Consider the following 24,114-nt stretch of genomic DNA (forward strand, 5'->3'; position numbering starts at 1 on the left):
AGAGAATGATACAAACCGTTCTTAGCAGCCGCGAAAGGCTGACTCGCTTATTCAATGGACAGGATATAGACCGCATTCCCATATGGCTGCTGGCGCCATATCATCGTCTGGGTTGTTATGCGGATATCTATGACCTGGAATGCTATAAACCCATCGTCGATGCCATAGACAAATACTGCGATACATTTGATCGGCGTGGCTTTAACATGGGATTTTGCTACAACGGAAATCCGGAAATCAAGTGGGAACATTCGGAGGAAGATAATGCGGGCAATCATATAATAAAAGATATACTGCGGTATAAAGATATGTCTCTTATGAAATACGTTTCTACAGGCAAGGATGGGACTAAAGTAAAACCGCTTATAGAAGACGTCGACGAGCTGAAGAAAATTGTGGATATTCCTTATGTTCCACCAAGCCCTGATGTTTCAAAATTTTTTAGAGAGCAAGAAGAATTGGGAGACAAAGGTTTAATGATGGTGGATATAGGGGATCCGTTGATGCCGTTATATAATTTGACCAGTGCGGAGAATTTCTCACTCTGGACGGCCACCGATTACGATAAGATACTTTCCTTTCTCGACGCAATATATGACAGGGTGCTGTATGCGTATAAATATTTGCTGGATAGGAATGTAGGCGATGTATTCTTTATCGTAGGCGCGGAATTCGCAGGTCCGCCGCTGGTGTCGCCGACTAAATTCCGGGATCTATCGGTGCGCTATGTCAAAGGCATAGTGGATCTGATCCGCGGATACGGCAAAAAATCCATTGTTCATTATCACGGCAATCTTTATAAAGTATTAGCCGGTATGAAAGAAATAAATCCCGACGGCCTGCATACCATAGAAGCTCCGCCTATCGGCGACTGTACCATAACGCAGGCGCGTGAGGCGCTGGGCAAGGACATGGTGCTTATAGGCAACATACAATATGATGATCTGGTCCGCAAGGATAAGGATGAGATAGAGCAAATGATAAAGGATGCAATCGGAGAGGGCAAAAGCGGGCGCTTTATTCTTTCGCCTACGGCGGGGCCATATGAAACGTTCATTAATGAAAAAACGGTGGAAAACTACCTTGCGTTCATAAATGCGGGGATTAGATATGGAAGGGTGGAATAGATGCTCTTTAAATAAAAATTTGTAATAGAATATGGAAAGGAGGAAACGTTATATTGGACTATACCGTTATCACCGCTATGGAAAATCCAGAGCAGAAAAGAATGCATGATGAAATTACGCATCAAATATGGCCCGAATTTATCTTGCATGATCCGATTTCGAATCAAAATTGGAGGAACTTATATACAACATTTGCCGAATACCAGATATCTATATTAATAGATGGTGAGGTTGCCGGATTCGCAAACAGTATTCCTTTTTGTTGGTGTGAATCTCTGGAAAACTTGCCGGAAGAAGGATGGGATTGGGCATTACTTAAAGGATTTGAAGATAAGTCAAACAATAAGAAACCTAATATTTTATGTGGCCTTCAAATAGCTATAAATAGGAATTATCAGGAACATAGATTGAGTTATTCGATAGTAGCGGAAATGAAATCAATTGCTTATAACAATGGATTTAAATATTTTGTGGTTCCGGTGAGGCCGAACTTAAAAAGTAAGTATCCATTAATTCCTATTGAAGATTATATCAAATGGGAAAATAGCGATGGGTATCCTTTTGATCCTTGGCTGAGAGTACATGTTAAACTTGGTGCAAGAGTAACTAAAATATGTCATGAGGCAATGTATATTCCTGGGAAGATAGGAGACTGGGAGAAGTGGACAGGCATGAAAATGCCAGGCAGTGGGAATTATGTGGTTGACGGAGCGTTAGTTCCCGTTAGGGTTGATATTATAAAGGACATAGCCGAATATTCGGAACCTAATATATGGGTGTCCTATTATTTAAGATAGAATAAATAGGTGTTATAGTATCCTCTTCGATTCCGCTCGATGTAGCTGGAAAACGGTATGAACAGCGCAGAGGAATAGCCCTGCCGCCGCAGGTACCACAGATGCATGAGGCGAGCCATACGTCCGTTGCCATCAAAACACGGGTGCAGATAGGCAATGTAAAAGTGAATGGCTGCGGCCTTAAGCAGGTCATTCGTCGGACTGTCCGCATTAATGAGGAAACAAACTTGCCCATAAGAAATAAAAAAAGTTCTGCGGGCTATTTGTTGTTATCTGTTTGGCACAATGATCGTTGTCAATGATTTTTTCTGTTCCGTTGTCGGCGACTTCAGTTTTCCATTTCCAGCAAGTTATTTCAGGCAATGCAGCACGAACCAATCGTCAGAAAAGAAGATATACTGCAAGCCATATTTTTGCATATTTTGTAGCTGTTTCGGCGTATCGGCAAGCACATACTTGCTTTATCGAACGATGCGGTATATAATATCACTTGGGATATGTTCCCTAGATTATATAACGCGCGAGGAGGTATTTTTCTATGAAGTTAGGCGTATTTGAAGTGCTATTTGCCGGCATGAAGTTCGAAGATGCATTGGATTACATAGTCAAATCGGGTGTGCAAGCAGTGGAGCTTGGCACTGGGGGCTTCCCAGGCAATGCTCATTGCAATCCCGATGTATTGTTGAATGATGAAGGGGCATTCAAAAAATTTAAGGATGCCATAGACTCCAGAGGGTTGGAGATAAGCGCGTTGAGCTGTCACGGCAACGCTGTTCATCCGCAGAAGGAAATAGCCCAGAAGTTCCATGAGGACTTTGAAAAAACCGTATTATTGGCCGAAAAGCTGGGCTTGAACCGTATAATAACATTCTCCGGGTGTCCGGGCGATTCGGAAGGCTCTATGTATCCCAATTGGGTTACATGTCCGTGGCCTGAAGACTTCCTGAAAATACTGGATTATCAATGGAATGAAAAACTTATACCCTATTGGGAAAAGGCCGTTAAGTTCGCCAATGACCATGGCGTAACCAAGATAGCGCTGGAAATGCATCCGGGTTTTTGCGTATATAACCCTGAAACATTATTGAAGTTAAGAAATGCTGTAGGCGATACAATAGGTGCGAATTTCGATCCCAGTCACCTTTTCTGGCAGGGCGTTGATCCGGTATATGCCATAAGACAGCTAGGCGATGCGATATACTTCTTCCATGCTAAGGATACCAGAATAGATGAGATAAATACAAAGACTTACGGTGTACTGGATACCAAGCATTACAGCGATGAGATTCATCGTTCATGGATATTCCGCTCGGTCGGCTATGGCCATGACTACCAGGTTTGGAAGGATATAGTCAGCAACTTGCGCATGGTAGGTTACGATGACGTATTGAGCATAGAGCATGAGGATAGTTTATTGTCCGGAAACGAGGGTTTCCAGAAGGCTGTTGCTTTCTTAAAGGATGTATTGGCTACAGAACCGGTCAGCGGTATGTGGTGGGCATAAGCATGATTTAAAACGGCAAGGGCGTGAATGTTGCGTCATGTTCTTGCCGTTTATTCAATAAAGGGGGAAGTTAAGTTATGAAAGAACTCAATGTAGGCATGGTGGGATATAAGTTTATGGGCAAGGCGCACAGCCATGCATACAAGGACGTCAGCATGTTCTTCGATGTGCCCATGCAGCCGATTATGAAAGCCATATGCGGTCGCGATGAGGCAGGCGTAAAAGAGGCCGCGCATAAATTTGGATGGGAAAGCTATGAGACTTCATGGCGAAATCTGGTAAACAGAAGCGATATAGACCTTATAGATATAACCGCGCCGAGCAATGCACATAAAGATATTGCTATAGCTGCTGCTCAGGCAGGTAAGCATGTCTTCTGTGAGAAACCGTTGGCGTTAACATTGGCTGATGCCCGTGAGATATTGGCCGCAGTGGAAAAAAGCGGCGTCAAACATATGATAGGATTCAATTACCGAAGAGCACCTGCTATACAACTGATAAAAAAGCTTATCGATGAAGGGAAATTAGGCAAGATATATCATTTTAGAGGATTTTATTTGCAGGATTGGATCATAGATCCGGATTTCCCGTTGGTATGGCGACTTCAAAAGGAGGTGGCCGGTTCCGGTTCATTAGGTGATTTGGGAGCGCATCTCATCGATATGGCGCGCTATCTCGTCGGTGAATTTGACGAGGTGATGGGTATGAACGAAACATTTGTAAAAGAACGCCCCATGGTCAGCGAAATGACTGGCTTGAGCGGTAAAGCAGCGGATAATAGTCCTAAAGTATCGGTTAATGTCGATGATGCCACCGTATTTATAGGGCGTTTTAAGAATGGAGCGCTGAGCGTGATAGAGGCTACGCGCTTTGCCGCAGGTCATAGAAATGGCATGTGGTTTGAAATAAACGGCAGCAAAGGTAGCGTCAGGTTCGAGTTCGAGCGTATGAACGAGCTGCAGTATTATTCTACTGAGGATGAAGAAGGCGTTCAAGGTTTCAGGACCATACAAGTGACAGAACCGGTGCACGCATATATGCAGGCGTGGTGGCCGGCCGGGCATGTTATAGGATATGAGCATACCTTTATACATGAGGTGTATGACCTGATAAATGCTATAGCCTCCGATAAGATGCCGGAACCGAATTTCTATGACGGAGTGAAATGCCAGCAGGTACTGGAGGCGGTTGATGCATCTGTGGCGGAGAGACGATGGATCAAAGTAGATGATATATAATTATAGCATAAAGAGGCTGCGCATATGCGCAGCCTCTTTATGCTATAGGTTAAAAGCCTGCCGCAATAATGTCATTGCGGCTTCTTCCTGTTCACGGTCTATTACACAGGATATCTTGGTTTCCGATGTTGTTATCAGCTTTATCCTTATATCATCTTGTGCCAATACGTCGAATATCTTAGCCGCTATACCTGGTTGACGTTCCATGCCGCTGCCCTCTATTGTGAGCTTGGATATGCCGCCGAACACATCTATGCGGAAAGAATCGCTTTGTTTTTTGAATCTGCTCATAGCGTTTATAGCGTCGTTTAAGTCGGTTTCCGGTATGGTGAAGGATATGTTCACCAAGCCCTCTACAGGCGTGGTTTGGCTTATCATATCGACGTTTATGTGTTTATCAGCCAATGAATTGAACACATCCGCTATTATGCGTGCGCTGTGTGGTATGGCATTTAGCGTTATCATAGCTTCTTCATTGGAAACATATAGGTTGGTGACAGCGCTCTTCTCCAACATGAGATCTACCATATTGTATAGTCCGGCTGGTTTATTTACTATAAATTTGGCGGCATTCAAGGCGCCTACCGCAAATATATCCCTGGATTGAGCTGTATGCGTCAATTCCAGTACCTCGTCATGGCCGGCCAGGATTACTGAGTGTTCACCGGCCATAGTGCCGCCTCGTATAGCGTGTATACCTATTTCATCGGCGGAGCGTTTAGCGGATGTGCCGTAACGGCCGTATGTAAAGCGTTTTCGATCCAAAAGCACCTGGTTTATGGCTTCGGCTATCGACAGCGCCGTACCGCTGGGTGCATCCTCTTTCTGATTGTGATGCTTTTCAATGATTTCTATATCGAACGCATTGCCGAGTACAGATGCAGCCCTTCTGGCAAGGTCTATGAGCACATTTACGCCAAGCGACATATTGGATGAAGTAAATACTGCTATCTCATCGGCGGCACGTGCTATCGCCGCCCGGTTTTCATCGTTCATTCCGGTGGTGGCTATAACCACAGCTAGATGATGTTCCTTGGCGTAGTCCAGTATGGATGGCAGTGCCTCGGGCCGGGAAAAATCTATTATAGCATCGGCCGATATGTCGGCGCATTGGGCTAATGCGCCGCAAGTAGGAAAAGGATTATTTATGGCGTCGGGGAATTTATCAACGCCGGCAACAATAGCCACTTCAGGGTCAGATGCAGCCGTTTTGGCCACGACCTGTCCCATACGCCCATTGCATCCGTTTAATATAATATTTATCATATAACGATGTTACACCTCATTTCAATTCAAATCCGTATTCTATCATGCGCTGCCTTAGAAATGCTAGATTGCTTTCGGACATCTCGGTTAGCGGAAGCCTTAGATTACCGGCGTTAAAGCCCATAAGATTTAATGCTGTCTTTACCGGTATCGGGTTTACTTCTATGAACAGCGCTTCTACCAATGGATTTAGCTTAAACTGGAGCTGTCGGCTACCCTCTATATCGCCGTTTAAGAATTTTATTACCATATCGTGCGTATCCTTTGGCGCTATATTAGCTACGACCGATATCACGCCTTTACCACCTAAGGATAATATAGGCACTACTTGGTCATCGTTGCCGGAATAAATATCGATTCTGTCGCTGCACAACCGCGCCATCTCGGCTACCTGGACGATATTGCCACTGGCCTCTTTCATGCCAGCAATGTTTCTGACGTGGGATAGTTTCTCCAGTGTAGACGGTGTCATATTAAGCCCTGTACGACTGGGAACGTTGTATATTATAATCGGTATGTCCACGGCATTGGCTATCGCGGTATAATGTTCTACCAATCCTTTTTGTGTAGTCTTGTTATAATAAGGCGTTACTATGAGCAGCGCATCGGCACCGAGCTGCTGGGCATCAACCGAGGCTTCTATGACCTCGGCTGTGTTATTGCCGCCGGTGCCGGCTATGACAGGTATACGATGGTTTACTCTTTCTATAGAAAACTTTATGGTATCGTGTTTTTCTTTAGCAGTCATGGTAGACGGTTCGCCGGTAGTACCACACACTATAAGGGCATCGGTGCCGCCGGCTATCTGAAATTCTATCATTTGTTCTAATGCGTCAAAGTTTACGCCATCTTTTGTGAATGGCGTAACCAAGGCTACGCCTGATCCTGTAAAAACGCTCATATAATTGGCCTCCTTCTTTATTTTTCCCACATTTTTATAAGTTCTTGGGCAATCTGTACAGCGTTGGTCGCAGCACCTTTCCTTATATTATCGGCTACCACCCAAAGATTAACGCCGTTCTCTACACTTTCGTCGCGGCGTATGCGACCTACGAATACCTCATCTTTATCTTCAGCCAGTATAGGCATAGGGTATATATTGTTTGCTGGGTCATCCATTATCACAATGCCGGGGGCGTGCGATAATGCATCGCGCAGCTCGTCAAGGTCGAATTCATTGTAAAATTCCACATTTATCGATTCGCTGTGTCCGTAATATACCGGTACGCGCACAGTAGTGGCTGTTATCTTTAAGCTATTATCGCCCAGAATCTTGCGCGTTTCATTCACCATTTTCATTTCTTCTTTAGTATATCCGTTAGGCAGGAATACATCTATATGCGGTATGCAATTGCCGGCTATAGGATATGGGAATTTCTTTGGAGGCTCGCCGTTGATTCCATTTTTGAGGTCATTGTACCCGCCCATGCCAGCGCCTGATACCGCTTGATAAGTGGAATACACGATGCGTTTTATTTTATAGAGATCGTGCAATGGTTTTAGTGCTACGACCGCTTGTATGGTGGAACAATTGGGGTTGGCTATTATGCCATGATGCCACGATATATCATGCGGGTTTACTTCCGGCACTACCAGCGGTACAGAATCATCCATGCGCCATGCGGCACTGTTATCTATAACTACTGCTCCGTGAGCAGCAAATTTAGGCGCGAATTCCAAGCTGGTGCCGCTGCCGGCAGAGAATAGTGCTATATCGATTTTCTTATTTATTATATTGGCTTCGGTGAGCTCTTCGACAATGTACGTATTGCCCATAAATTCCAATTGTTTTCCGGCTGAGCGTGCCGATGCAAACATATAATAATTTTCCACAGGTAATTGCCGTTCCTCCAATACTTGAAGAAACTTGCGGCCTACCATACCGGTTACGCCTACTATTGCCAAATTATATTTTTTCATTCTAATGCGTAGCAGAGCTTAAATGGCTCTGCTGCCTCCCTTCTATTAATAAAAAACAGCCGGAGATTTGCTACCGGCTGCTTCAATAGCTTTTATTACTATTTAATGCAACAGATAGCTCTCCATCAACCTAATGTTGACGACAGACCGACGATTATTAACCGGCGATCCAGGCTCTGGGTCATTCAGGGTCCCCATACCTTCGGCACCTTTTCCTTTCATATCGTATCGATGGCCCCGAAAACCTCAACGATATTACTATTAAAAGGCGCACCTCTATCCTGTTCGTATATTCGATTCAACGCTATTATATCATATGGCAAACAGCAGTGCAAGGTGATTATATTGGGAGAAAATGTTATCATTCTGTAATATTGTCATAGTAGAATTATTCTGTATAGTGTCACTATGAGAAAGGAACAGTATTGTATGACACAAAGAAAAATTAGATGTTTCCAGTCATTATATGGGTTATATTTCTGCATAACTGTCGAATCGCCGGGAGGTTTTTTATCATAATCTTAACAAAAATTGTTTTGATAATGGGGGTCACTATGTGTATAATTGTATTATAAAGGATGATCAAAAAAGGGAGGTGGTTTCATTGCACGTATTATTTGAGTAACTATTAAATGTTAAGCCCAAAGCGGAAAAGCCACATGTGTGCTTGTGAATGGAATCAGGCAATCCATTCACAATACAAATTATTATTGGTTGGTTTGATGCAGGATATTAATATTTATAATCATAGTTATGTTTATGCAATAAAAATAGATATATACAGTAGTATCGGTATGAAACTTATATACTGACACTACTGTATATTTAATGGAGGGAAAATAATGTCATCTAAGCAAAAGTGGGTAATAGCTGTTGTTGCAATATTTCTCGTGGTAGTGTATTTATACTTTAACATTAATAAAGCTAACTGGGATATTTTCCTATATAAGCATGGTTATAAGCAACCTATTATGTGGGATTCTTATAATGAAAAGGATGAGCCGGTGCATATAAAAATAGAAAACCGCCAATTTGAAAAGACAAGCGTTCAAATGACTGACTTGTATTATTTACCCAACTTAAAGCGTTTGCATTTTGGTATATGGTTTGATAAAAGTATCTATTCGTCAACCGAATCTAATTCACCAAAGTTTCATATAGAAATTGTTAATGATAAAGGAGAGACATTTGATAAAAACGCTTATGTTGAAGAAATAGGGACTTTTGAAATATTTCAGCTGCGAGAGATAGAAGGAGTGGATTTGAAGGGCTGTCGAGAGATTAAAATAATGCTTTATCCGGTGTATAGTGTAAAGCCTGGATCTCCAATGAAAATGGGAGAGCCAGAGGAAAAAGTAACATCCTTAGAGAATATTGAGTAAAACTGTTATAAATGATATTTTATCTATAAAGCTATAATTTCGCTTATTTATATCGCTCTTGGTTGCATCATTAATTCTTCGTCCGGCATATATTCAATTACCAAACGCAGCCTTTCCAAATCGCCTAATTCGTTATCATCATCCCACACATCGAATGAAATTTGTGGTATAATAGCCATATAGGATAACCCCCTCTTTCCTTGTTTTTTTATTATACAATAAATGAGGGGGTCTTTCCATTTTCTTCTCTGGGTGAATTTTCGCCTTTTGCTGTTCCATCGTTTAACAATCAGCTATTTTGGGGCATGTGCGTGGGGTAAAATGTTTTTTGTCGCGCCTGCAAACGTGCTATTTATCTCTAGTCTAGAACATCGCGATTAGCTTAATTTACAATTTATATTAAATACAGTGTTTAATACGCCATGTGAACGTAGGGTGTACACATCTCTCTTTGTGTTCATAGAATCGGGCCTAGCCATCCAAGGCTCTATGCATACGAAATTCTTTCCTTCCAGAGACCATATTACCACATATCTGAAGACATCATCGTAGTTTAACGATATAACCCAGCCGTCGGTTTTATTGGTCATAGATACGCCTCCAGCATGAGCGTCCAATAATATCATATTAACCTCGGGAGCAGAAAAATCTATATTATTCGGATCTTTTACATCTTTGAGACAACCATTTACCGAATCCCAAAAATGCAAAGCTCCGGTGTCGAATGTGAGCGCGGTTTTATCGCTTGTATAGAAATATGGGTGAAATCCAGCATAAAATGGCATATCCTTATCGCTGTCGTTTATATAGCTTTGATGTATAGCGAGGCCTTTGTCGGTTAACTCATACCTATATATCAAGCGAAAGTCAAACGGGTAAGACTTTTTAGTTTGCTCGCTGGATTCGAAGCACAGCGTCATATCGGTACCATGCTCTCCAACAAAACTGTCTATAACCGTCCATTTAGCCCTTCGGGCAAGACCATGTTGAGGCATATTATATGATATGCCGTCTATTTTGTAACATTCATCCTGCAACCAGCCGCATATTGGGAACAATACCGGTATGCCGCCCCTTATATTTTTAGAAGCATCGTATAATGTTTCTGGTTCCAGATAAAGTATCATCTTTCCTTTATAAAAGAGGCTGGTTATTATACCTCCACGGTCGGGCACCACTTTTATAAAAGTATCATCATTGCCCAGTTTATAGGTTTCAAATACGTCTATGTAGCGCTCTATGCTATACATGTAGATTAAATCCTCCTGATCTAATTTCTTGTTACAGCAACGTTTATATCGATATTATACCATATACGATATGTAAATGACAAAAGCCGGTATGCATATTTAGCACACCGGCTTTATAAGTTCAGGGAAGGGACTATGTTGTTATGCTTTAGCACTTGTATCGGTGCCAGATGACTTGGTTGCCCACGGAGATACTACGTATTTCCATATCACGTCTAGTACTATAGCGCCTATAAGGCCTCCAACGATATTATAATCATTTATAAGTGCCCAATTACCGAAAACTATATCACCAAGCCATGCACCTATTAAATCCACTACTAATAATCCCCAATATCCAAGGAAAGATTTTTTAGATTTAAGTACCACAAAGTTAGATAAAAGCGATATTACTACACCAACTATAATTAACCAAACCCAATACATATTATACACCCCCTTTGAATTATTGTTATGTTACTTTTATCCCTTCCTTTATATCTCTTCTTTCTAATTTGAATTATATTCATCGCATTTTATAATTTCAATAGGAAAATATAACTAATTTTATGTAGAATTCTTACAAATTTTTTCGATTTGTAATATGTAATTGAAACGGATGATATAAAGCGATGCAAATGATATAAAGCCGGAGAACGCCTTGAAATATTGCGTAGGCGTACTCACTGAGTGCAGCGTAGAGCAAGCGTAGGTCGGGCATGGATGCCCGACCAGCCGGCACTGAGCATGGACGCGAATTGCCGGTGTTAGCTTGCTCAAGCGAAACGAATTGTAAGTACGCCTACGCAATATTTCATGAGCGGGCGTAGGATTTATATCATTGTGCGCGCTGAATTTGTCATGTTACAAATTTTTAAATGTGTCGTTTTGTTGTAAAATGTGGTATAATAGAAAAAAACATTTGAGGGGGTTACATTGATATGTCATTACATAGTCGAGAGGATATAAGGAAAGCCGTGTACAAAGCGGTAGAAGATGTTGCTATAACCGATGTTCATACGCATCTCTATCCGCCATCATTTGGGGATATGCTGTTATGGGGCGTAGATGAGCTGCTGAATTATCATTATCTTATAGCCGAGACGATGCGCTGGACCAGTATGCCTTATGAGGAGTTCTGGTCTATGACCAAAAAAGAGCAGGCTGATATGATATGGAACACGCTTTTTGTCGAACATTCACCGTACAGCGAAGCATGCAGAGGTGTTTTGACTGCCTTGAATAAATTAGGATTGGATACGGCCAGCAGAGACTTGACAAGCTATAGGGGTTTCTTTGCCGGTATGACAGTAGAACAGTATACCGACAAAGTCTTCGATACGGCTAATATAAAAGCAGTGGTTATGACCAATGATCCTTTTAACCCGGTGGAGCGAGAAAAATGGCTGAGCGATTTACAAGACGATGAGAGATTTAAGGCTGCTTTGCGCCTGGATGTATTGCTCAATTCATGGCCGCAAGCCTGCCTGCAACTGCAACAATGGGGTTATGAAGTGAAAGAGGATTTATCCGATATGAGTGTTGACGAAATAAAACGCTTCTTGAGCGAATGGATGGATAGGATGAACGCGGTGTATATGGCTGCGTCGCTACCTTATGATTTTATCATGCCCGAGGATTCTGACAGAGCAAGGATAATAGAGGATTGTGTATTGCCGGTCGCACGTGAAAAAAATAAACCGTTCGCCATGATGATAGGTGTAAACAGGCAGGTTAATCCTGAGTTAAAAGATGCCGGTGATGCCGTATATAAGGCGGATATAAACACCGTGATATATTTATGCTCGAAGTATCCGCATAATAAGTTTATGGTGACCATGCTTTCGCGCGAGAATCAGCATGAATTAGCGGTAGCAGCACGTAAATTCAGAAATCTCATGCCTTTTGGATGCTGGTGGTTTTTGAACAATCCCAGCCTGGTCGATGAGATAACGCGCATGAGAGCAGAACTCCTGGGTGTGAGCTTTATACCGCAACATTCGGATGCTAGGGTGTTGGACCAGCTAATATATAAGTGGACTCATTCCCGCCGTATTATAGCCGATGTGCTTGTAGACAAATATAACGATTTGCGCAAGACCGGATGGAAGGTGAAAGAGGCCGAAATAAAACGCGATGTGGAGAGTTTATTTAACAGCAACTTTTGGGAATTTATAGACAGGGTATTGTGATGAATATATTTAATGGCCTTTCTGAATGTTTTTTGGAAAGGCCATTTCTTTTATTAAGCCATAGATGATATAATATATAAAAATGAATTTTGGAGGTAAAAACGATGAATGCATTGCCTAAACGTGAAGAAATCGATAAAAAATATAAGTGGCATTTGGAAGATATATATTCATCGGATGACGAATGGGAAAGGGATTTTAAAAGGCTTAAGGATATGGTGCCTGCGATGGAGAAATATAAGGGCAGGTTAAATTCAGCGGATAGTCTATATAACGCGCTTAAATTGCGCGATGAGATAAGCCAGTTGGCAGAGAGGCTCTTTACATATGCTCGCATGCGGCGCGATGAGGATAACGCCAATACGAAATACCAGGCGTTAGCTGACAGGGCTATGAGCCTTATTATAGAAATACAGAGTGCTTTATCATTTATAGTACCAGAAATATTGGCCATACCGGCTGACGAGGTTTATGGCTATATGATTGAAGAACCAAATCTTGAGCTATACAGGCATTATATAGATGATATCATGAGGCAGAAGGCACATGTGCTGTCAGCCTCGGAGGAGAGAATATTGGCTCAGGCTGGAGAGATGGCCGAAGCGGCAGATATTATATTTACCATGATAAACGATGCGGATATAAAATTTCCGTCTATAAAGGATGAGAACGGCAATGAGGTAGAACTGACCAAGGGGCGCTATATGCAGTTTATGGAAAGCCAGGACCGTCGTGTGCGTAAAGATGCTTTCGAGGCGTTGTATGATACATATGGCAAACTGAAAAATACATTATCAGCCACATTGAGCTCAAACGTAAAAAAAGATATATTTTTTAGCCGCGTGCGCAAATATCCTTCGTCTTTAGCTGCTTCGTTAGATGACGATAATGTGCCTACATCGGTGTACGACGGCCTTATAAAGGCTATACACGATAACATGGATCTTATGTATCGTTATGTGAAACTGCGCAAGAAAATGCTGGGCGTGGATGAGCTCCATATGTATGACTTATATGTACCCTTGGTGCCTGATATAAAGGTAAAGGTATCATATGAAGAAGCGATTGATAAGGTATTGGAGGGGCTTCGGCCTTTGGGGCAGGAATATATAAGTTTGCTCGAACATGGATTTAAAAACGGTTGGATAGATGCGTACGAAAATCAAGGCAAGACCAGCGGTGCTTATTCATGGGGATGTTATGGGGTTCACCCGTTTGTGTTGTTGAATTTCCAAGGGACATTGGATGATATATTTACCATAGCTCATGAGATGGGACATTCTCTTCATACTCATTACTCATTCTCAGCACAGCCGTATATCTATGCAGAGTACCGCATATTCGTAGCTGAGGTGGCATCAACGCTGAATGAAGCCCTGCTCATGGATCATATGCTGAAGACTACAGATCAACGCAGCATGAAGCTGTATCTTATAAACCATTATCTGGAACAGTTCAGGGGTACGGTGTATCGTCAGACAATGTTTGCCGAATTTGAAAAGATCGTACACGACAAGGCTGAAACCGGTGAATCGTTGACGCCAGATATGATGTCATCCATATACCATAATTTGAATGAAAAATATTACGGACCGAATATAGTGGTAGATGATCGTATAGACTTGGAATGGTCGCGCATACCCCATTTTTACAGCAGTTTTTATGTCTACAAATATGCTACCGGTTTTTCAGCGGCCACGGCTTTATCGCAGCAAATATTGAGTGAAGGTAAGACCGCAGTGGATAGATATATAAACTTTCTAAAAAGCGGCGGATCGGACTATCCCATAGAATTGCTGAAGAAAGCCGGTGTGGATATGACTACGCCGAAACCAGTAGAAGCAGCGCTTAAGGTATTTGCTGGGCTGCTCGATCAAATGGAAAGCATGATATAGGGGGATAAAGCAATTGTTACTTTTGTTTAAGGCTTTTATAATGGGCATAGTAGAGGGTATAACGGAATTTTTGCCAGTATCCTCTACAGGGCATCTTATTATAGTGGGTGACCTCATTGGTTTTAACGATGAGAGGTTCTCGGTTATGTTTGAAATAGTAATCCAGTTGGGTGCTATACTGGCCGTAATATTCTATTATAGAAAGAAGATAGCCGATTCTTTCAGGCATATGAAACCCGGCCAATGGGGATTCAATCTCTGGCTTAAGATAATCATAGCCTTTATACCAGCCGCTGTGATAGGGTTGGCGGTAAATGATTTTGTAGAAGCTCATTTATTTTCTTCCTTTACCGTGGCTATAGCGCTCGTGGTGGGAGCTGTATTGATGTTGTTGGTCGAGCGGGTATTCTGGAATTACAGAGCAGATGACATGGATGAAATAAATGGTAGACAGGCGTTGCTCATAGGTGCGGTACAGTGTTTGTCGTTGTTTCCGGGCATGTCACGTTCGGCGTCCACCATTATGGGCGGCATGATGGCCGGCATGTCGGTTAAAGCGGCAGCGGAGTTCTCCTTCTTTCTCGCCATGCCCACTATGATAGCGGCTACGGGGTATTCATTTTTAAAAGGATTCAGCGCTATGTCGGGATTGGAATGGGCCGCCCTTGCCGTAGGATTTATAATGTCTTTCGTAGTGGCGCTTATCGTGGTAGACAGATTTTTAACGTATTTGGGCAAGCATCCGCTAAAACCGTTCGCCTATTACAGGCTGGTTGTGGGTATATTGATGATTGTGCTGACGCTGACGGGTATAGTAAGCTAGAATGCAAAAATATGTTTGCGCATTGCACATATGTGTAGAACTTGTGTATAATAAAAGCGTAAAAATAGAGAATAGGAGGTGCCACTAGATTACGGTGGCCTTTTTATGAGATGTCCATATTGTAATTGTATAGAGAGCAGGGTTATAGATTCGAGACCGGCTGAAGAATACACTATCATACGCCGCAGGCGCGAGTGCGTTGAATGCGGTAAACGCTTTACCACCTATGAAAAGGTGGAAAGGATACCGTTGATGGTTATAAAAAAAGACGGCCGCAGAGAGCCCTTCGATATTGATAAGATAAAAAACGGTATTATAAAGGCATGTGAGAAACGGCCGGTTTCTATGGACGACATAGAAGATGTGGTATCGGATATAGAGAAGCAGGTATATACAGATGTCAAGTCCGAGATAACAAGCCATGAGATAGGCGAGATGGTCATGAAACATCTAAAGGACCTCGACGAGGTGGCATATGTGCGCTTTGCGTCGGTTTACAGGCAGTTTAGAGACGTGAATACATTTATGGATGAACTTAAAAAACTTTTGAACGAACGCGATGAGACTGAAGAATGATTGGACATGCAGGCATTTGTGCATTATAATAAGAAGAGAATATGTCAAGGAGGGCAGCGGATGCCTAATGAAACTATTTTGGTAGTAGATGATGAAGCGCACATACTGGAGCTGATTCGCTTTAATTTAGAAAATGCGGGGTATAAAGTCGAAGTTGCGGAGGATGGTGAAACGGCATTGAAATTTTGCCGGCAGCAGGTTCCGGACCTCATCATATTGGATATAATGTTGCCCGGTATAGACGGCTTGGAAGTGTGTAAAACGCTGAGAGCGTCGGTTGCTACTGCCAAAGTCCCGATCATTATGCTTACTGCTAAAGGAGAAGAGATAGATAAGGTAGTAGGCCTTGAAATAGGAGCTGACGATTATATTGCCAAGCCGTTCGGTATAAGAGAATTAATAGCACGCGTTAAGGCTCTTTTAAGGAGAACAGAGAATAACGATATGGAGCCTAAAATAATAAAAGTAGGCGGTTTAACGATAGATACGTCAAAGTATGAGGTTTATAAAAACGGCAATAAATTAGATTTCACGCTTAAAGAATTCGAATTATTGAAATTATTGGTTTTGAATCAGGGCAAGGTGCTGTCAAGGGATTATTTGCTAGATCAGGTGTGGGGATATGAATATTTCGGTGAAACCCGAACAGTAGATGTTCATATACGACATATAAGACAAAAATTAGGGGACGATATGGACGAAGCTAAATATATCGAAACTATACGCGGCGTAGGCTATAAATTTATCGCTTCCGAGGAAGGCGAATAGAATAATATCCGTGGGAGAGGTTGTATTAGATGAATAAAATAGAGGTACATGATTTAAATTTGTTTTATGGTGATTTCCAAGCCCTCAAAAACATAAATATGAATATAGAGGTTAATAAAGTAACAGCGCTTATAGGGCCGTCAGGTTGTGGCAAGTCGACGTTTTTGCGGACTATAAATCGTATGAATGACTTGATAAACGGCGTTTCCATTACAGGCGACGTGCTTATGGACGGTAAAAATATATATAAAGATTACGATGTTATAGATCTACGCAAGCGCGTAGGTATGGTCTTTCAAAAACCCAACCCGTTTCCGATGAGCGTTTACGATAATATAGCTTATGGGCCGAGGATACATGGCATAAAGAATAAATATGAGCTGGACGCTGTAGTGGAGAGAAGCTTGAAGGCTGCGGCTCTGTGGGATGAGGTCAACGACAGGCTTAAAAAATCAGCATTGGGTCTGTCCGGGGGGCAGCAACAACGATTGTGCATAGCAAGGGTTCTGGCGGTTGAACCGGAAGTGGTGCTTATGGATGAACCCACAGCTTCTTTGGACCCTATATCCACGTCAAAGATTGAAGATCTCATAGATCACTTGAAAGAGAAATATACTATAGTAATCGTAACGCATAATATGCAGCAAGCTGCACGTATATCCGATTATACGGCTTTCTTTCTCATGGGAGAGATGATAGAATGGGGTCTGACCGAAAAGCTGTTTTATAAGCCGGAAGATAAGCGTACTGAGGATTACATTACGGGAAGATTCGGTTGATTAATAATACTTAAAGGAGGTGGCGACAATGGTTATGCGCGAGCATTTTAACGAGGAGCTAAGCGAATTGCATAATATGGTACTGCGCATGGGCAGCGTGGTCGAAGAGAGTATAGATCGTGCCATTGATTCACTGTTGCAACATGACATGGAACTGGCTGAGGGTATCATAAAAGATGATGATATACCGGATAATATGGAGTTAGAGATACAAGATAAGTGTGTTACTTTGATAGCCACTCAGCAGCCGTTAGCCAAAGACTTAAGGACTATATGTGCGGCGCTAAAAATAAGCACTGATTTGGAACGTATAGGTGATTATGCAGTGGATATAGCCAAGACTACTATACGGTTGAAGGGTCAGAATTATATAAAACCGCTTATAGATATACCGCAAATGGCCAAGACGACCATAGGGATGATAAAAGATGCTTTGGATTCATATGTTAATGAAAATGTTGCTTTGGCGGAAGAAGTATGCGTAAGAGATGACGTTATAGATGGAATATATAGAAATATTTTCCATGAGATGATTTCTATAATGATGGATGATAATTCTACGATACTGCAAGCTATGTATTTGCTGTTGGTAGCGAGGTATATAGAGCGTATAGCTGATCATACGACCAACATATGTGAATGGGTTATTTATACTGTGACCGGGGAGAAGAAAAACCTGAACGATTAATTTTTGAGTTGATTAAAGTAGGAAATAGTGGTATATTATTATATGTGACCAAGTACTAATAGCAGATAATATGGGGAGGTGGTATGATGATAAGGGAAAACATAAACGGACATTATCCTCAGATCGATCACACGGCGTATATTGATCCAACCGCTGTTATCGTTGGTAATGTCCACATAGGCAAACGCGTTTACGTAGGGCCCAATGTCGTCATAAGGGCTGATGAGTTGACAGATATATATACCGTTGGGTCTATAACCATAGGTGACGACTGCAATATTCAGGATGGTGTGATCATACATACATTGGGTGATGCATGCGTGACTATAGGGTCACGGACATCGTTGGGCCATGGCTGCGTAATCCATGCACCGTGCAATATAGGTGCGCACTGTTTTATAGGGTATAGATCGGTCATATCCAATGCCGATATAGGGGATTGGTGTTATGTGGGCATAAGCGTCGTAGCTGAAGGCATTAAAGTAGAGAAACGCCGTGTAGTACCAACCGGGGCGATACTATCTTACCAGCAGCAAAATGCCGATTTATTGCCGGTTATAGATAAACAGCGCTGTGATTACATGGAAAGGGTAATAGACAGCAATATAAAGCTCACAAATGGCTATAATGCTATAAACTGCTAAAAAGCCGTGCCTAGGCACGGCTTTAAATATCGATTTTACATATGATTTATCATGCTGGCCATATAACCAGCGCCGAAGCCGTTGTCTATGTTTACCACAGCCACGCCGGATGCGCAGCTGTTAAGCATGGACAGCAGCGCGGCTAAGCCGTGGAAATTGGCGCCATAACCGACGCTGGTGGGTACTGCGATAACCGGTTTATCTACTAAACCGCCCACTACGCTGGCTAACGCGCCTTCCATACCAGCTACTGCTATAACCACATTGGCGCTCATAATCTCGTCAAGGTGGCTTAGTAATCGGTGCAGTCCGGCCACACCGACATCGTATATGCGTTTAACATTATTGCCCATTATTTCCGCTGTGATAGCGGCCTCTTCAGCCACAGGCATATCGGATGTACCTCCCGTTACCACCGCTATAGTGCCGGCCGGTTGTGGCAACGGCTTGCGGTTTATCACAGCTATACGCGCTGTTGTGCTGTACTCGACGTTGGGCGTTAATGCCTGGAGAGCACGAGCTACGTCGCTATTGGCCCTGGTAGCCAGTATATTGCTATAATCCAGTTCTAGCATCCTTTTTACTATTGCCGCTACTTGATCAGTTGTTTTACCGGCACAATATATGACTTCCGGATAACCGTTTCTAAGTTCCCGATGCGTATCCAGATGTGCAAATCCCATATCCTCAAACGGCAGCTTTTTGAGTTCTGCCATAGCATCTTCTATGGCCAGTCGGCCATCTTTTACGTCATTGAGCAGTTGTTTCAGTTGTTGTGCGTTCATCAGGCATTTCTTCTTTCAAAACTTCATTCATGCTTCCGGTTCGATATCCGGCGAGGTCCAGAGCCGTATATGCGAAGCCTATTTGTTTGAAACGTGCAGCTATTTCATCCATCAAATGCTCGTCGAAAAAACGATGACGTTCTTCGGGAGCTACTTCTATGCGTGCGATATCGCCGTGATATCTTACCCTTACCTGTATAAATCCTTTATCCAAAAGAAATTGTTCGGCCTGTTCTACCATGCTCAGTTTTTTCTCGCTTATGGGCTGACCATAAGGAAAGCGGGATGACAAACAGGCGAAAGAGGGCTTGTTCCATGTGGGAAGGCCCATGGCCTTGGATAAAGCGCGTATATCGCTTTTTGTCATACCGGATTCTCTGAGCGGACTTTCCACGCCCAATTCATGGGCTGCTTTCATGCCAGGCCGAAAATCGTCTGTATCATCCACATTTGAGCCGTCGAGCACATGGTTTATGCCATGTTCGTTGGCGATGTCCCATATCTTATTGAATAATTCCTTTTTGCAATAATAACATCGGTTGACAGGATTGCTACGAAAGCCTTCTATTTCAAGTTCTTCCGATATTATGACCACATGTTTGGCTCCTATTTGCTTGACCAGCTCGCAGGCTTCGTTGAATTCGCGTTCGGGATAGGTGGAAGAACGAGCTGTAACGGCTATGACATTGTCGCCTAAAACGTCATGTGCGACTTTTAAAAGGAAAGTGCTGTCCACCCCACCGGAGTAAGCAATCACTGCATTACCCATGTCGGTGAGTATATCTTTTAATCTCTGCAACTTGGCTTGCAAATCTGTATCGCTTAAATTTATCATCCTAGAGCCTCCGCAGTTTCGCGTAATTGTTTTATGATATCTAGCCCTTGAGGGCATAGAGGTACACAAGTACCGCATTCGGTGCAGTCTTCAGCTTTACCGCCGGACATATTATCATCGATGCCTATACGTGCATATTGACTTTTGGCATATTCGGTTAAACCATAGACCCTATGGTAATTCATTACCTGAAAGTTAAGGGGTATATTTACACCTGTGGGGCAAGGCATGCAATAATTGCAACCGGTACAGTATAGGTCGGCCAAACGTTTATTTTCTTCCAACATTTGATCTATTATTTGGCGTTCTTTATCGTTTAAGGCGCCGAGCAAAGATGCTACTTTGACATTTTCTTCGACCATATCGATAGAGCTCATGCCCGATAGTGCACAGCTTACATTCGGATTGGCCATGACAAATCGAAGTGCCATTTCAGCAGTGCTCTTTGCTTTGCCGGGTAAGAGATTTTGTATTTGCGAGGACGGTTCACCCAATCTTCCTCCTCCTACAGGGCCCATTATGACAACACCAAGCCCCTTTGATCTAGCATAGGCGATGGCTTCCTCGTTGGCCCTATCCAACAAATTATATTGGCACAATACCGATTCAAAGTTACCTGTATCTATGATTTTTATCATGTTTTCCGGTACGTCATGAAAGGAAAATGATATATGTTTTATAAGACCTTCTTTTTTAGCTTTGTGAGCAGCCTCCATAGGACCATTCGGTACATCTATGCTATCGATATATGTTTGCCAATTTATACCCCACATATGGTAGAAATCTATATAATCAACGTCTAAATTTTTCAAAGAATCTTCCAAGCGTCTTCTCCAATTATCACCTGAGGCATCCTCTATAGGATTCTTAGTGGAAAGATATACCTTGTCGCGCCATCCTTTTAATGCCTTACCGACAGCTATTTCGCTTGTTTTATTGCAATAGCCGGGAGCGGTATCTATATAATTGACCCCCAACTCAAAAGCCCTATGTATCAAAGGTATTGCTTTATCTTCATCTACGACATCATTGCCGTTTGCATTTATCATGGGCAAACGCATAGCTCCAAAACCCAATAATGATACTTTTATACCAGTATTACCGAAGTCCCTGTATTGCATATGTTGTTCTCCTTGTTTTATTTTTCTATTTCATTTTGTAAATCATCGAATAAGCATTTTATCTTGTCCATATTGACGGCATAGTAGGAAAAGCCTTCATGCTTAGCGCATTTAACCAGCCCTACCGATTTGAGTATCTTTAAATGATGAGATACATTTGGCTGCGAAATACCCAATTCGTCCGCCAACGCGCATACGCATAATTCCTTTTCTTCACCATGCTTGGGAAGCAATTTAAGGACCTTCAAACGCATAGGATCGCTTAACGCCTTAAATATATCGGACATTTCATCTACATTGCTCAACCTCGCACCTCATTTCTTTGTATAACATACATATATTTATATATGTGAATTTGTGAATATTATATTACATGAGGCACATGTTGTCAACTATGGGGCAAGATAATGTTATTATTCTATGATATTGTCATAGTAAAATTATTCTGCGATAATGTCATTATGAGGAGAGAGGAACAGTATTGTATGACAGAGAGCGAAATGCAAAAACTTGTTGTTATTAATAAAGTCATCGATGGGACGTTAACCGCAAGTGAAGCTGCGCAGGTTTTAGACCTCAGTGTTCGTCAAATATTTAGACTTAAGAAGGGGGTTAAAGAACAAGGTGCGTCTTTCGTTATTCATAAGAACAGAGGCCGTAAACCTGCTAATGCTTTAAGCGATGAGCTAGTAAACCATATCCTCACTTTGAGGAAGGAACAGTATTTTGATACGAATTTCTCTCATTTTAGAGATTTGCTTGAGGATGATAAGGGTATTATTCTTAGTAATTCCTCGGTTTATAGAATCCTTGATAATGCCGGTATTCAAAGCCCTAGAAAGCATAGACGCCCTCGTAAGATTCATGCTAGAAGGGAACGTATGCCTCAGGCTGGCATGTTGGTGCAAATCGATTGCACCTCTTTTGAATGGATTCCTTCTGTAGGTAATATGGCTCTCCACGGTGCCATAGACGATGCCACCGGTCAGGTCCTCGCGCTCTATTTTACTGAAAACGAGTGTATGAATGGCTATTTTGAGCTCATGCGTACCATCATTGGCCAATATGGTATCCCTATATCTCTATATGCCGATAAGCATACTATATTTGCTTCTCCTAATAAGGGTAAAATCTCTATCGAGGAGCAGCTTGAGGGTAAAGTGGTAAATGAAACCCAGTTCCAAATGGCTATGAGTACATTGGGTATATCTATCATTAATGCCAGGTCCCCTCAGGCTAAGGGCCGCGTAGAGAGGCTATGGAATACTTTGCAGGATAGGCTCAGGGCAGAATTGAGGATTTATGGCATTGATTCTATGGAAAAGGCCAATGAGTTTTTGCCTAAGTTCCTGGAGAGATATAATAAAAGGTTCGCCATAGAGCCTCAAGATCCCGAGCCTGCTTTTAGAGAATTACCGCCGGATATCGACTTAGATAATATACTTTGTGTTAAGTTATCTAGAAAAGTTGATAATGGCGGCGTATTTTCTCTACACAGCCAATATTATCAAGTTGTATGTGATGATGGCAAAACCGTTGCACCTATCGTTCCTAGAGCTAAGATAACGGTTCTTACCAGCCCCAGGATAGGTATACGGTGCAGTATGGCAATAATATATATGCTGTGAAAAAGCTCGATGAACCGCCTAAGAAAGCTCAGAAAGCTAATAAGGCAAGTTCATCGAGCACAGCTAAGCCTTATAAGCCTTCTCCCACTCATCCTTGGAAACAAGGTTGGCAGAAGGCGCCATCATATTGGTATGAGGAATCAGACAGAGAGATTTTAGAGGCTCTGTATAATTCCTCACGCGCCTGGCACTAGCCAGTATTAAGGCTTACAGCCTAATTATATAATAGCTGCGAAATGAACGTGCGTCAAGGGCAAGCGGAGCTTGTTTATTTTACCCTTGACGCACGGGAATGGAGCAGCTAGAATTTAGCAAAGCAGTAAGCCTTAAGATAGTATTATCTTTTTTGCTCATTTGGTGGTAATATATGTTCTCATATCATATTAATGTAAGTTGCTAAAGTTATATAACCAGCTTACTGTAATATAATCTATATTTAATGTTCCAATTATAGTAAATCTATGCCTCGCTATGAAATTTTCGTTGAATAAATATCAGCCATTTACTATGACATTTTCGCTGACTATTGACACTATGGGGCAAGATAAGCGTTATAAGGGCAAAAAATTATTTGATATGCCTAGAGGCGTGAAGTATAATATAAAGTGTTAAAACTGAATAGTGATGTTCATGTACCGATTGCAGGGAAGCCGGTGAGAAGCCGGCGCGGTGCCGCCACTGTATGGCAGAGTATGCTGCATATGCCACTGAAGTATTTCGGGAAGGCGCAGCAAAGCGATGATGCCGAGCCAGGATACCGGACCGGTGCATGCCCCATCAAACCTACGAGCCATAGGGGAGGGATAGTTATGAAGTGTATTTACGCCTTTCGGCCTTATGGTTGAAAGGCTTTTTTATGATGAATCAATGGAGAAAAAACGTAAAAAAACAGAAAGGAGAAATGCGCGGTTTTGTTG

At 42.2% G+C, this 24,114-nt stretch carries 23 protein-coding genes, 3 pseudogenes and 2 riboswitches; of the genes and pseudogenes, 14 read left to right on the forward strand and 12 right to left on the reverse strand.

Features of this window, described 5'->3' with window-relative positions; genetic code table 11:
* Nucleotides 1-5 precede the first annotated feature (5 nt).
* Complete coding sequence (locus MAHAU_RS03600) at nucleotides 6-1,127, forward strand: uroporphyrinogen decarboxylase family protein (protein ID WP_148258379.1); 1,122 nt, start codon at nucleotides 6-8, stop codon at nucleotides 1,125-1,127.
* A 53-nt stretch (nucleotides 1,128-1,180) separates the two neighbouring features.
* Nucleotides 1,181-1,924 carry a hypothetical protein gene (locus MAHAU_RS03605; RefSeq protein ID WP_013780360.1) on the forward strand — a complete coding sequence of 248 codons (744 nt, stop codon included), beginning with the start codon at nucleotides 1,181-1,183 and terminating at the stop codon, nucleotides 1,922-1,924.
* On the opposite strand, the gene MAHAU_RS16125 is transcribed toward MAHAU_RS03605, so the two are convergent.
* Nucleotides 1,912-2,187 carry a Fic family protein gene (locus MAHAU_RS16125; protein ID WP_083809832.1) on the reverse strand — a complete coding sequence of 92 codons (276 nt, stop codon included), beginning with the start codon at nucleotides 2,185-2,187 and terminating at the stop codon, nucleotides 1,912-1,914. The two genes, MAHAU_RS03605 and MAHAU_RS16125, sit on opposite strands and share 13 nt — an antisense overlap.
* A gap of 275 nt (nucleotides 2,188-2,462) precedes the next feature.
* On the opposite strand from MAHAU_RS16125, the gene MAHAU_RS03610 reads away from it, so the two are divergent.
* Together MAHAU_RS03610 and MAHAU_RS03615 are read left to right on the forward strand one after the other, a co-directional pair.
* Nucleotides 2,463-3,428, forward strand: a complete 966-nt coding sequence (locus MAHAU_RS03610) for a sugar phosphate isomerase/epimerase family protein (protein WP_013780361.1) — start codon at nucleotides 2,463-2,465, stop codon at nucleotides 3,426-3,428.
* 77 nt (nucleotides 3,429-3,505) lie between these two features.
* Nucleotides 3,506-4,666: a Gfo/Idh/MocA family protein gene (locus tag MAHAU_RS03615; RefSeq protein WP_013780362.1), complete on the forward strand. Its 1,161-nt coding sequence runs from the start codon at nucleotides 3,506-3,508 to the stop codon at nucleotides 4,664-4,666.
* A 42-nt stretch (nucleotides 4,667-4,708) separates the two neighbouring features.
* Here MAHAU_RS03615 and MAHAU_RS16220 read toward each other — a convergent pair whose 3' ends face one another.
* From MAHAU_RS16220 to MAHAU_RS03630, 4 genes and pseudogenes are all read right to left on the reverse strand, one after another.
* Entirely contained in the window at nucleotides 4,709-5,194 is a 486-nt protein-coding gene (locus tag MAHAU_RS16220) for an ACT domain-containing protein (protein ID WP_483466649.1), read from the reverse strand.
* Nucleotides 5,180-5,932: pseudogene (gene dapB / locus MAHAU_RS16225) on the reverse strand (4-hydroxy-tetrahydrodipicolinate reductase); the annotation flags it as partial. The pseudogene dapB and the gene MAHAU_RS16220, both read right to left, overlap by 15 nt.
* Nucleotides 5,933-5,948: 16 nt before the next feature.
* Complete coding sequence (gene dapA, locus MAHAU_RS03625; RefSeq protein ID WP_013780364.1) at nucleotides 5,949-6,833, reverse strand: 4-hydroxy-tetrahydrodipicolinate synthase; 885 nt, start codon at nucleotides 6,831-6,833, stop codon at nucleotides 5,949-5,951.
* Between the two features lie 17 nt (nucleotides 6,834-6,850).
* Complete coding sequence (locus MAHAU_RS03630; protein ID WP_013780365.1) at nucleotides 6,851-7,852, reverse strand: aspartate-semialdehyde dehydrogenase; 1,002 nt, start codon at nucleotides 7,850-7,852, stop codon at nucleotides 6,851-6,853.
* Between the two features lie 107 nt (nucleotides 7,853-7,959).
* Nucleotides 7,960-8,139: riboswitch (Lysine riboswitch) on the reverse strand.
* Between the two features lie 555 nt (nucleotides 8,140-8,694).
* Here MAHAU_RS03630 and MAHAU_RS03635 point away from each other — a divergent pair.
* Nucleotides 8,695-9,234, forward strand: coding sequence for a hypothetical protein (locus MAHAU_RS03635; protein WP_013780366.1), 540 nt, complete (start codon nucleotides 8,695-8,697; stop codon nucleotides 9,232-9,234).
* Between the two features lie 68 nt (nucleotides 9,235-9,302).
* Here MAHAU_RS03635 and MAHAU_RS16025 read toward each other — a convergent pair.
* From MAHAU_RS16025 to MAHAU_RS03645, 3 genes and pseudogenes are all read right to left on the reverse strand, one after another.
* Nucleotides 9,303-9,413, reverse strand: a pseudogene (locus MAHAU_RS16025) (transposase); the annotation flags it as partial.
* Nucleotides 9,414-9,611: 198 nt separating this feature from the next.
* Nucleotides 9,612-10,484, reverse strand: coding sequence for an aldose epimerase family protein (locus MAHAU_RS03640; protein WP_013780368.1), 873 nt, complete (start codon nucleotides 10,482-10,484; stop codon nucleotides 9,612-9,614).
* Between the two features lie 141 nt (nucleotides 10,485-10,625).
* Nucleotides 10,626-10,910, reverse strand: coding sequence for a hypothetical protein (locus MAHAU_RS03645; protein ID WP_013780369.1), 285 nt, complete (start codon nucleotides 10,908-10,910; stop codon nucleotides 10,626-10,628).
* Nucleotides 10,911-11,404: 494 nt separating this feature from the next.
* Between MAHAU_RS03645 and MAHAU_RS03650 the strand changes: the two genes are divergently transcribed.
* The 8 genes from MAHAU_RS03650 (at nucleotide 11,405) to MAHAU_RS03685 (ending at nucleotide 18,828) form a co-directional block, all read left to right on the forward strand.
* Nucleotides 11,405-12,655 carry a glucuronate isomerase gene (locus MAHAU_RS03650; protein ID WP_013780370.1) on the forward strand — a complete coding sequence of 417 codons (1,251 nt, stop codon included), beginning with the start codon at nucleotides 11,405-11,407 and terminating at the stop codon, nucleotides 12,653-12,655.
* Between the two features lie 104 nt (nucleotides 12,656-12,759).
* Nucleotides 12,760-14,550, forward strand: coding sequence for an oligoendopeptidase F (pepF, locus tag MAHAU_RS03655; RefSeq protein ID WP_013780371.1), 1,791 nt, complete (start codon nucleotides 12,760-12,762; stop codon nucleotides 14,548-14,550).
* A 13-nt stretch (nucleotides 14,551-14,563) separates the two neighbouring features.
* The gene (locus MAHAU_RS03660; protein ID WP_013780372.1) at nucleotides 14,564-15,373 is read left to right on the forward strand and encodes an undecaprenyl-diphosphate phosphatase; all 810 of its coding nucleotides are present in this window, start codon (nucleotides 14,564-14,566) and stop codon (nucleotides 15,371-15,373) included.
* Nucleotides 15,374-15,478: 105 nt separating this feature from the next.
* Nucleotides 15,479-15,949: a transcriptional regulator NrdR gene (gene nrdR / locus MAHAU_RS03665; RefSeq protein ID WP_013780373.1), complete on the forward strand. Its 471-nt coding sequence runs from the start codon at nucleotides 15,479-15,481 to the stop codon at nucleotides 15,947-15,949.
* Between the two features lie 60 nt (nucleotides 15,950-16,009).
* On the forward strand, nucleotides 16,010-16,717 hold the full coding sequence (locus tag MAHAU_RS03670) for a response regulator transcription factor (RefSeq protein WP_013780374.1): 708 nt from the start codon (nucleotides 16,010-16,012) through the stop codon (nucleotides 16,715-16,717).
* 29 nt (nucleotides 16,718-16,746) lie between these two features.
* Entirely contained in the window at nucleotides 16,747-17,496 is a 750-nt protein-coding gene (gene pstB, locus MAHAU_RS03675; protein ID WP_013780375.1) for a phosphate ABC transporter ATP-binding protein PstB, read from the forward strand.
* 34 nt (nucleotides 17,497-17,530) lie between these two features.
* The gene (phoU, locus tag MAHAU_RS03680) at nucleotides 17,531-18,184 is read left to right on the forward strand and encodes a phosphate signaling complex protein PhoU (RefSeq protein ID WP_041644310.1); all 654 of its coding nucleotides are present in this window, start codon (nucleotides 17,531-17,533) and stop codon (nucleotides 18,182-18,184) included.
* An 83-nt stretch (nucleotides 18,185-18,267) separates the two neighbouring features.
* Nucleotides 18,268-18,828 carry a DapH/DapD/GlmU-related protein gene (locus MAHAU_RS03685; RefSeq protein ID WP_083809833.1) on the forward strand — a complete coding sequence of 187 codons (561 nt, stop codon included), beginning with the start codon at nucleotides 18,268-18,270 and terminating at the stop codon, nucleotides 18,826-18,828.
* A 35-nt stretch (nucleotides 18,829-18,863) separates the two neighbouring features.
* On the opposite strand, the gene larB is transcribed toward MAHAU_RS03685, so the two are convergent.
* Genes larB through MAHAU_RS03705 form a run of 4 tightly spaced genes read right to left on the reverse strand, consistent with a single transcriptional unit; the run spans nucleotide 18,864 to nucleotide 21,874 of the window.
* On the reverse strand, nucleotides 18,864-19,613 hold the full coding sequence (gene larB, locus MAHAU_RS03690; RefSeq protein ID WP_013780378.1) for a nickel pincer cofactor biosynthesis protein LarB: 750 nt from the start codon (nucleotides 19,611-19,613) through the stop codon (nucleotides 18,864-18,866).
* Nucleotides 19,579-20,448, reverse strand: coding sequence for an ATP-dependent sacrificial sulfur transferase LarE (gene larE, locus MAHAU_RS03695; RefSeq protein ID WP_013780379.1), 870 nt, complete (start codon nucleotides 20,446-20,448; stop codon nucleotides 19,579-19,581). The genes larB and larE overlap by 35 nt, the downstream gene beginning before the upstream one ends.
* A complete protein-coding gene (locus MAHAU_RS03700) occupies nucleotides 20,445-21,569 on the reverse strand; it encodes an aldo/keto reductase (RefSeq protein ID WP_013780380.1) in 1,125 nt (374 codons plus the stop codon). The genes larE and MAHAU_RS03700 overlap by 4 nt, the downstream gene beginning before the upstream one ends.
* Before the next feature lie 17 nt (nucleotides 21,570-21,586).
* Nucleotides 21,587-21,874, reverse strand: coding sequence for an ArsR/SmtB family transcription factor (locus tag MAHAU_RS03705; protein ID WP_013780381.1), 288 nt, complete (start codon nucleotides 21,872-21,874; stop codon nucleotides 21,587-21,589).
* Nucleotides 21,875-22,054: 180 nt separating this feature from the next.
* On the opposite strand from MAHAU_RS03705, the pseudogene MAHAU_RS03710 reads away from it, so the two are divergent.
* Nucleotides 22,055-23,391: pseudogene (locus MAHAU_RS03710) on the forward strand (ISNCY family transposase).
* Between the two features lie 426 nt (nucleotides 23,392-23,817).
* Nucleotides 23,818-23,977, forward strand: a riboswitch (cobalamin riboswitch).
* Nucleotides 23,978-24,114 lie beyond the last annotated feature (137 nt).

The sequence above is a fragment of the Mahella australiensis 50-1 BON genome, from assembly GCF_000213255.1.
Classification (GTDB): Bacteria; Bacillota; Clostridia; order Mahellales; family Mahellaceae; genus Mahella; species Mahella australiensis.

Coding starts and splice junctions, on each gene's coding strand:
- MAHAU_RS03650 (WP_013780370.1), top strand. CDS start 11,405: ATGTCATTACATAGTCGAGAGGATATAAGGAAAGCCGTGTACAAAGCG.
- pstB (WP_013780375.1), top strand. CDS start 16,747: ATGAATAAAATAGAGGTACATGATTTAAATTTGTTTTATGGTGATTTC.
- MAHAU_RS03670 (WP_013780374.1), top strand. CDS start 16,010: ATGCCTAATGAAACTATTTTGGTAGTAGATGATGAAGCGCACATACTG.
- MAHAU_RS03645 (WP_013780369.1), bottom strand. CDS start 10,910: ATGTATTGGGTTTGGTTAATTATAGTTGGTGTAGTAATATCGCTTTTA.
- MAHAU_RS16220 (WP_483466649.1), bottom strand. CDS start 5,194: ATGGTAGATCTCATGTTGGAGAAGAGCGCTGTCACCAACCTATATGTT.
- nrdR (WP_013780373.1), top strand. CDS start 15,479: ATGAGATGTCCATATTGTAATTGTATAGAGAGCAGGGTTATAGATTCG.
- dapA (WP_013780364.1), bottom strand. CDS start 6,833: ATGAGCGTTTTTACAGGATCAGGCGTAGCCTTGGTTACGCCATTCACA.
- MAHAU_RS03635 (WP_013780366.1), top strand. CDS start 8,695: ATGTCATCTAAGCAAAAGTGGGTAATAGCTGTTGTTGCAATATTTCTC.
- MAHAU_RS03610 (WP_013780361.1), top strand. CDS start 2,463: ATGAAGTTAGGCGTATTTGAAGTGCTATTTGCCGGCATGAAGTTCGAA.
- MAHAU_RS03630 (WP_013780365.1), bottom strand. CDS start 7,852: ATGAAAAAATATAATTTGGCAATAGTAGGCGTAACCGGTATGGTAGGC.
- MAHAU_RS03615 (WP_013780362.1), top strand. CDS start 3,506: ATGAAAGAACTCAATGTAGGCATGGTGGGATATAAGTTTATGGGCAAG.
- MAHAU_RS03685 (WP_083809833.1), top strand. CDS start 18,268: ATGATGATAAGGGAAAACATAAACGGACATTATCCTCAGATCGATCAC.
- MAHAU_RS03700 (WP_013780380.1), bottom strand. CDS start 21,569: ATGCAATACAGGGACTTCGGTAATACTGGTATAAAAGTATCATTATTG.
- pepF (WP_013780371.1), top strand. CDS start 12,760: ATGAATGCATTGCCTAAACGTGAAGAAATCGATAAAAAATATAAGTGG.
- larE (WP_013780379.1), bottom strand. CDS start 20,448: ATGATAAATTTAAGCGATACAGATTTGCAAGCCAAGTTGCAGAGATTA.
- MAHAU_RS03640 (WP_013780368.1), bottom strand. CDS start 10,484: ATGTATAGCATAGAGCGCTACATAGACGTATTTGAAACCTATAAACTG.
- MAHAU_RS03600 (WP_148258379.1), top strand. CDS start 6: ATGATACAAACCGTTCTTAGCAGCCGCGAAAGGCTGACTCGCTTATTC.
- phoU (WP_041644310.1), top strand. CDS start 17,531: ATGCGCGAGCATTTTAACGAGGAGCTAAGCGAATTGCATAATATGGTA.
- larB (WP_013780378.1), bottom strand. CDS start 19,613: ATGAACGCACAACAACTGAAACAACTGCTCAATGACGTAAAAGATGGC.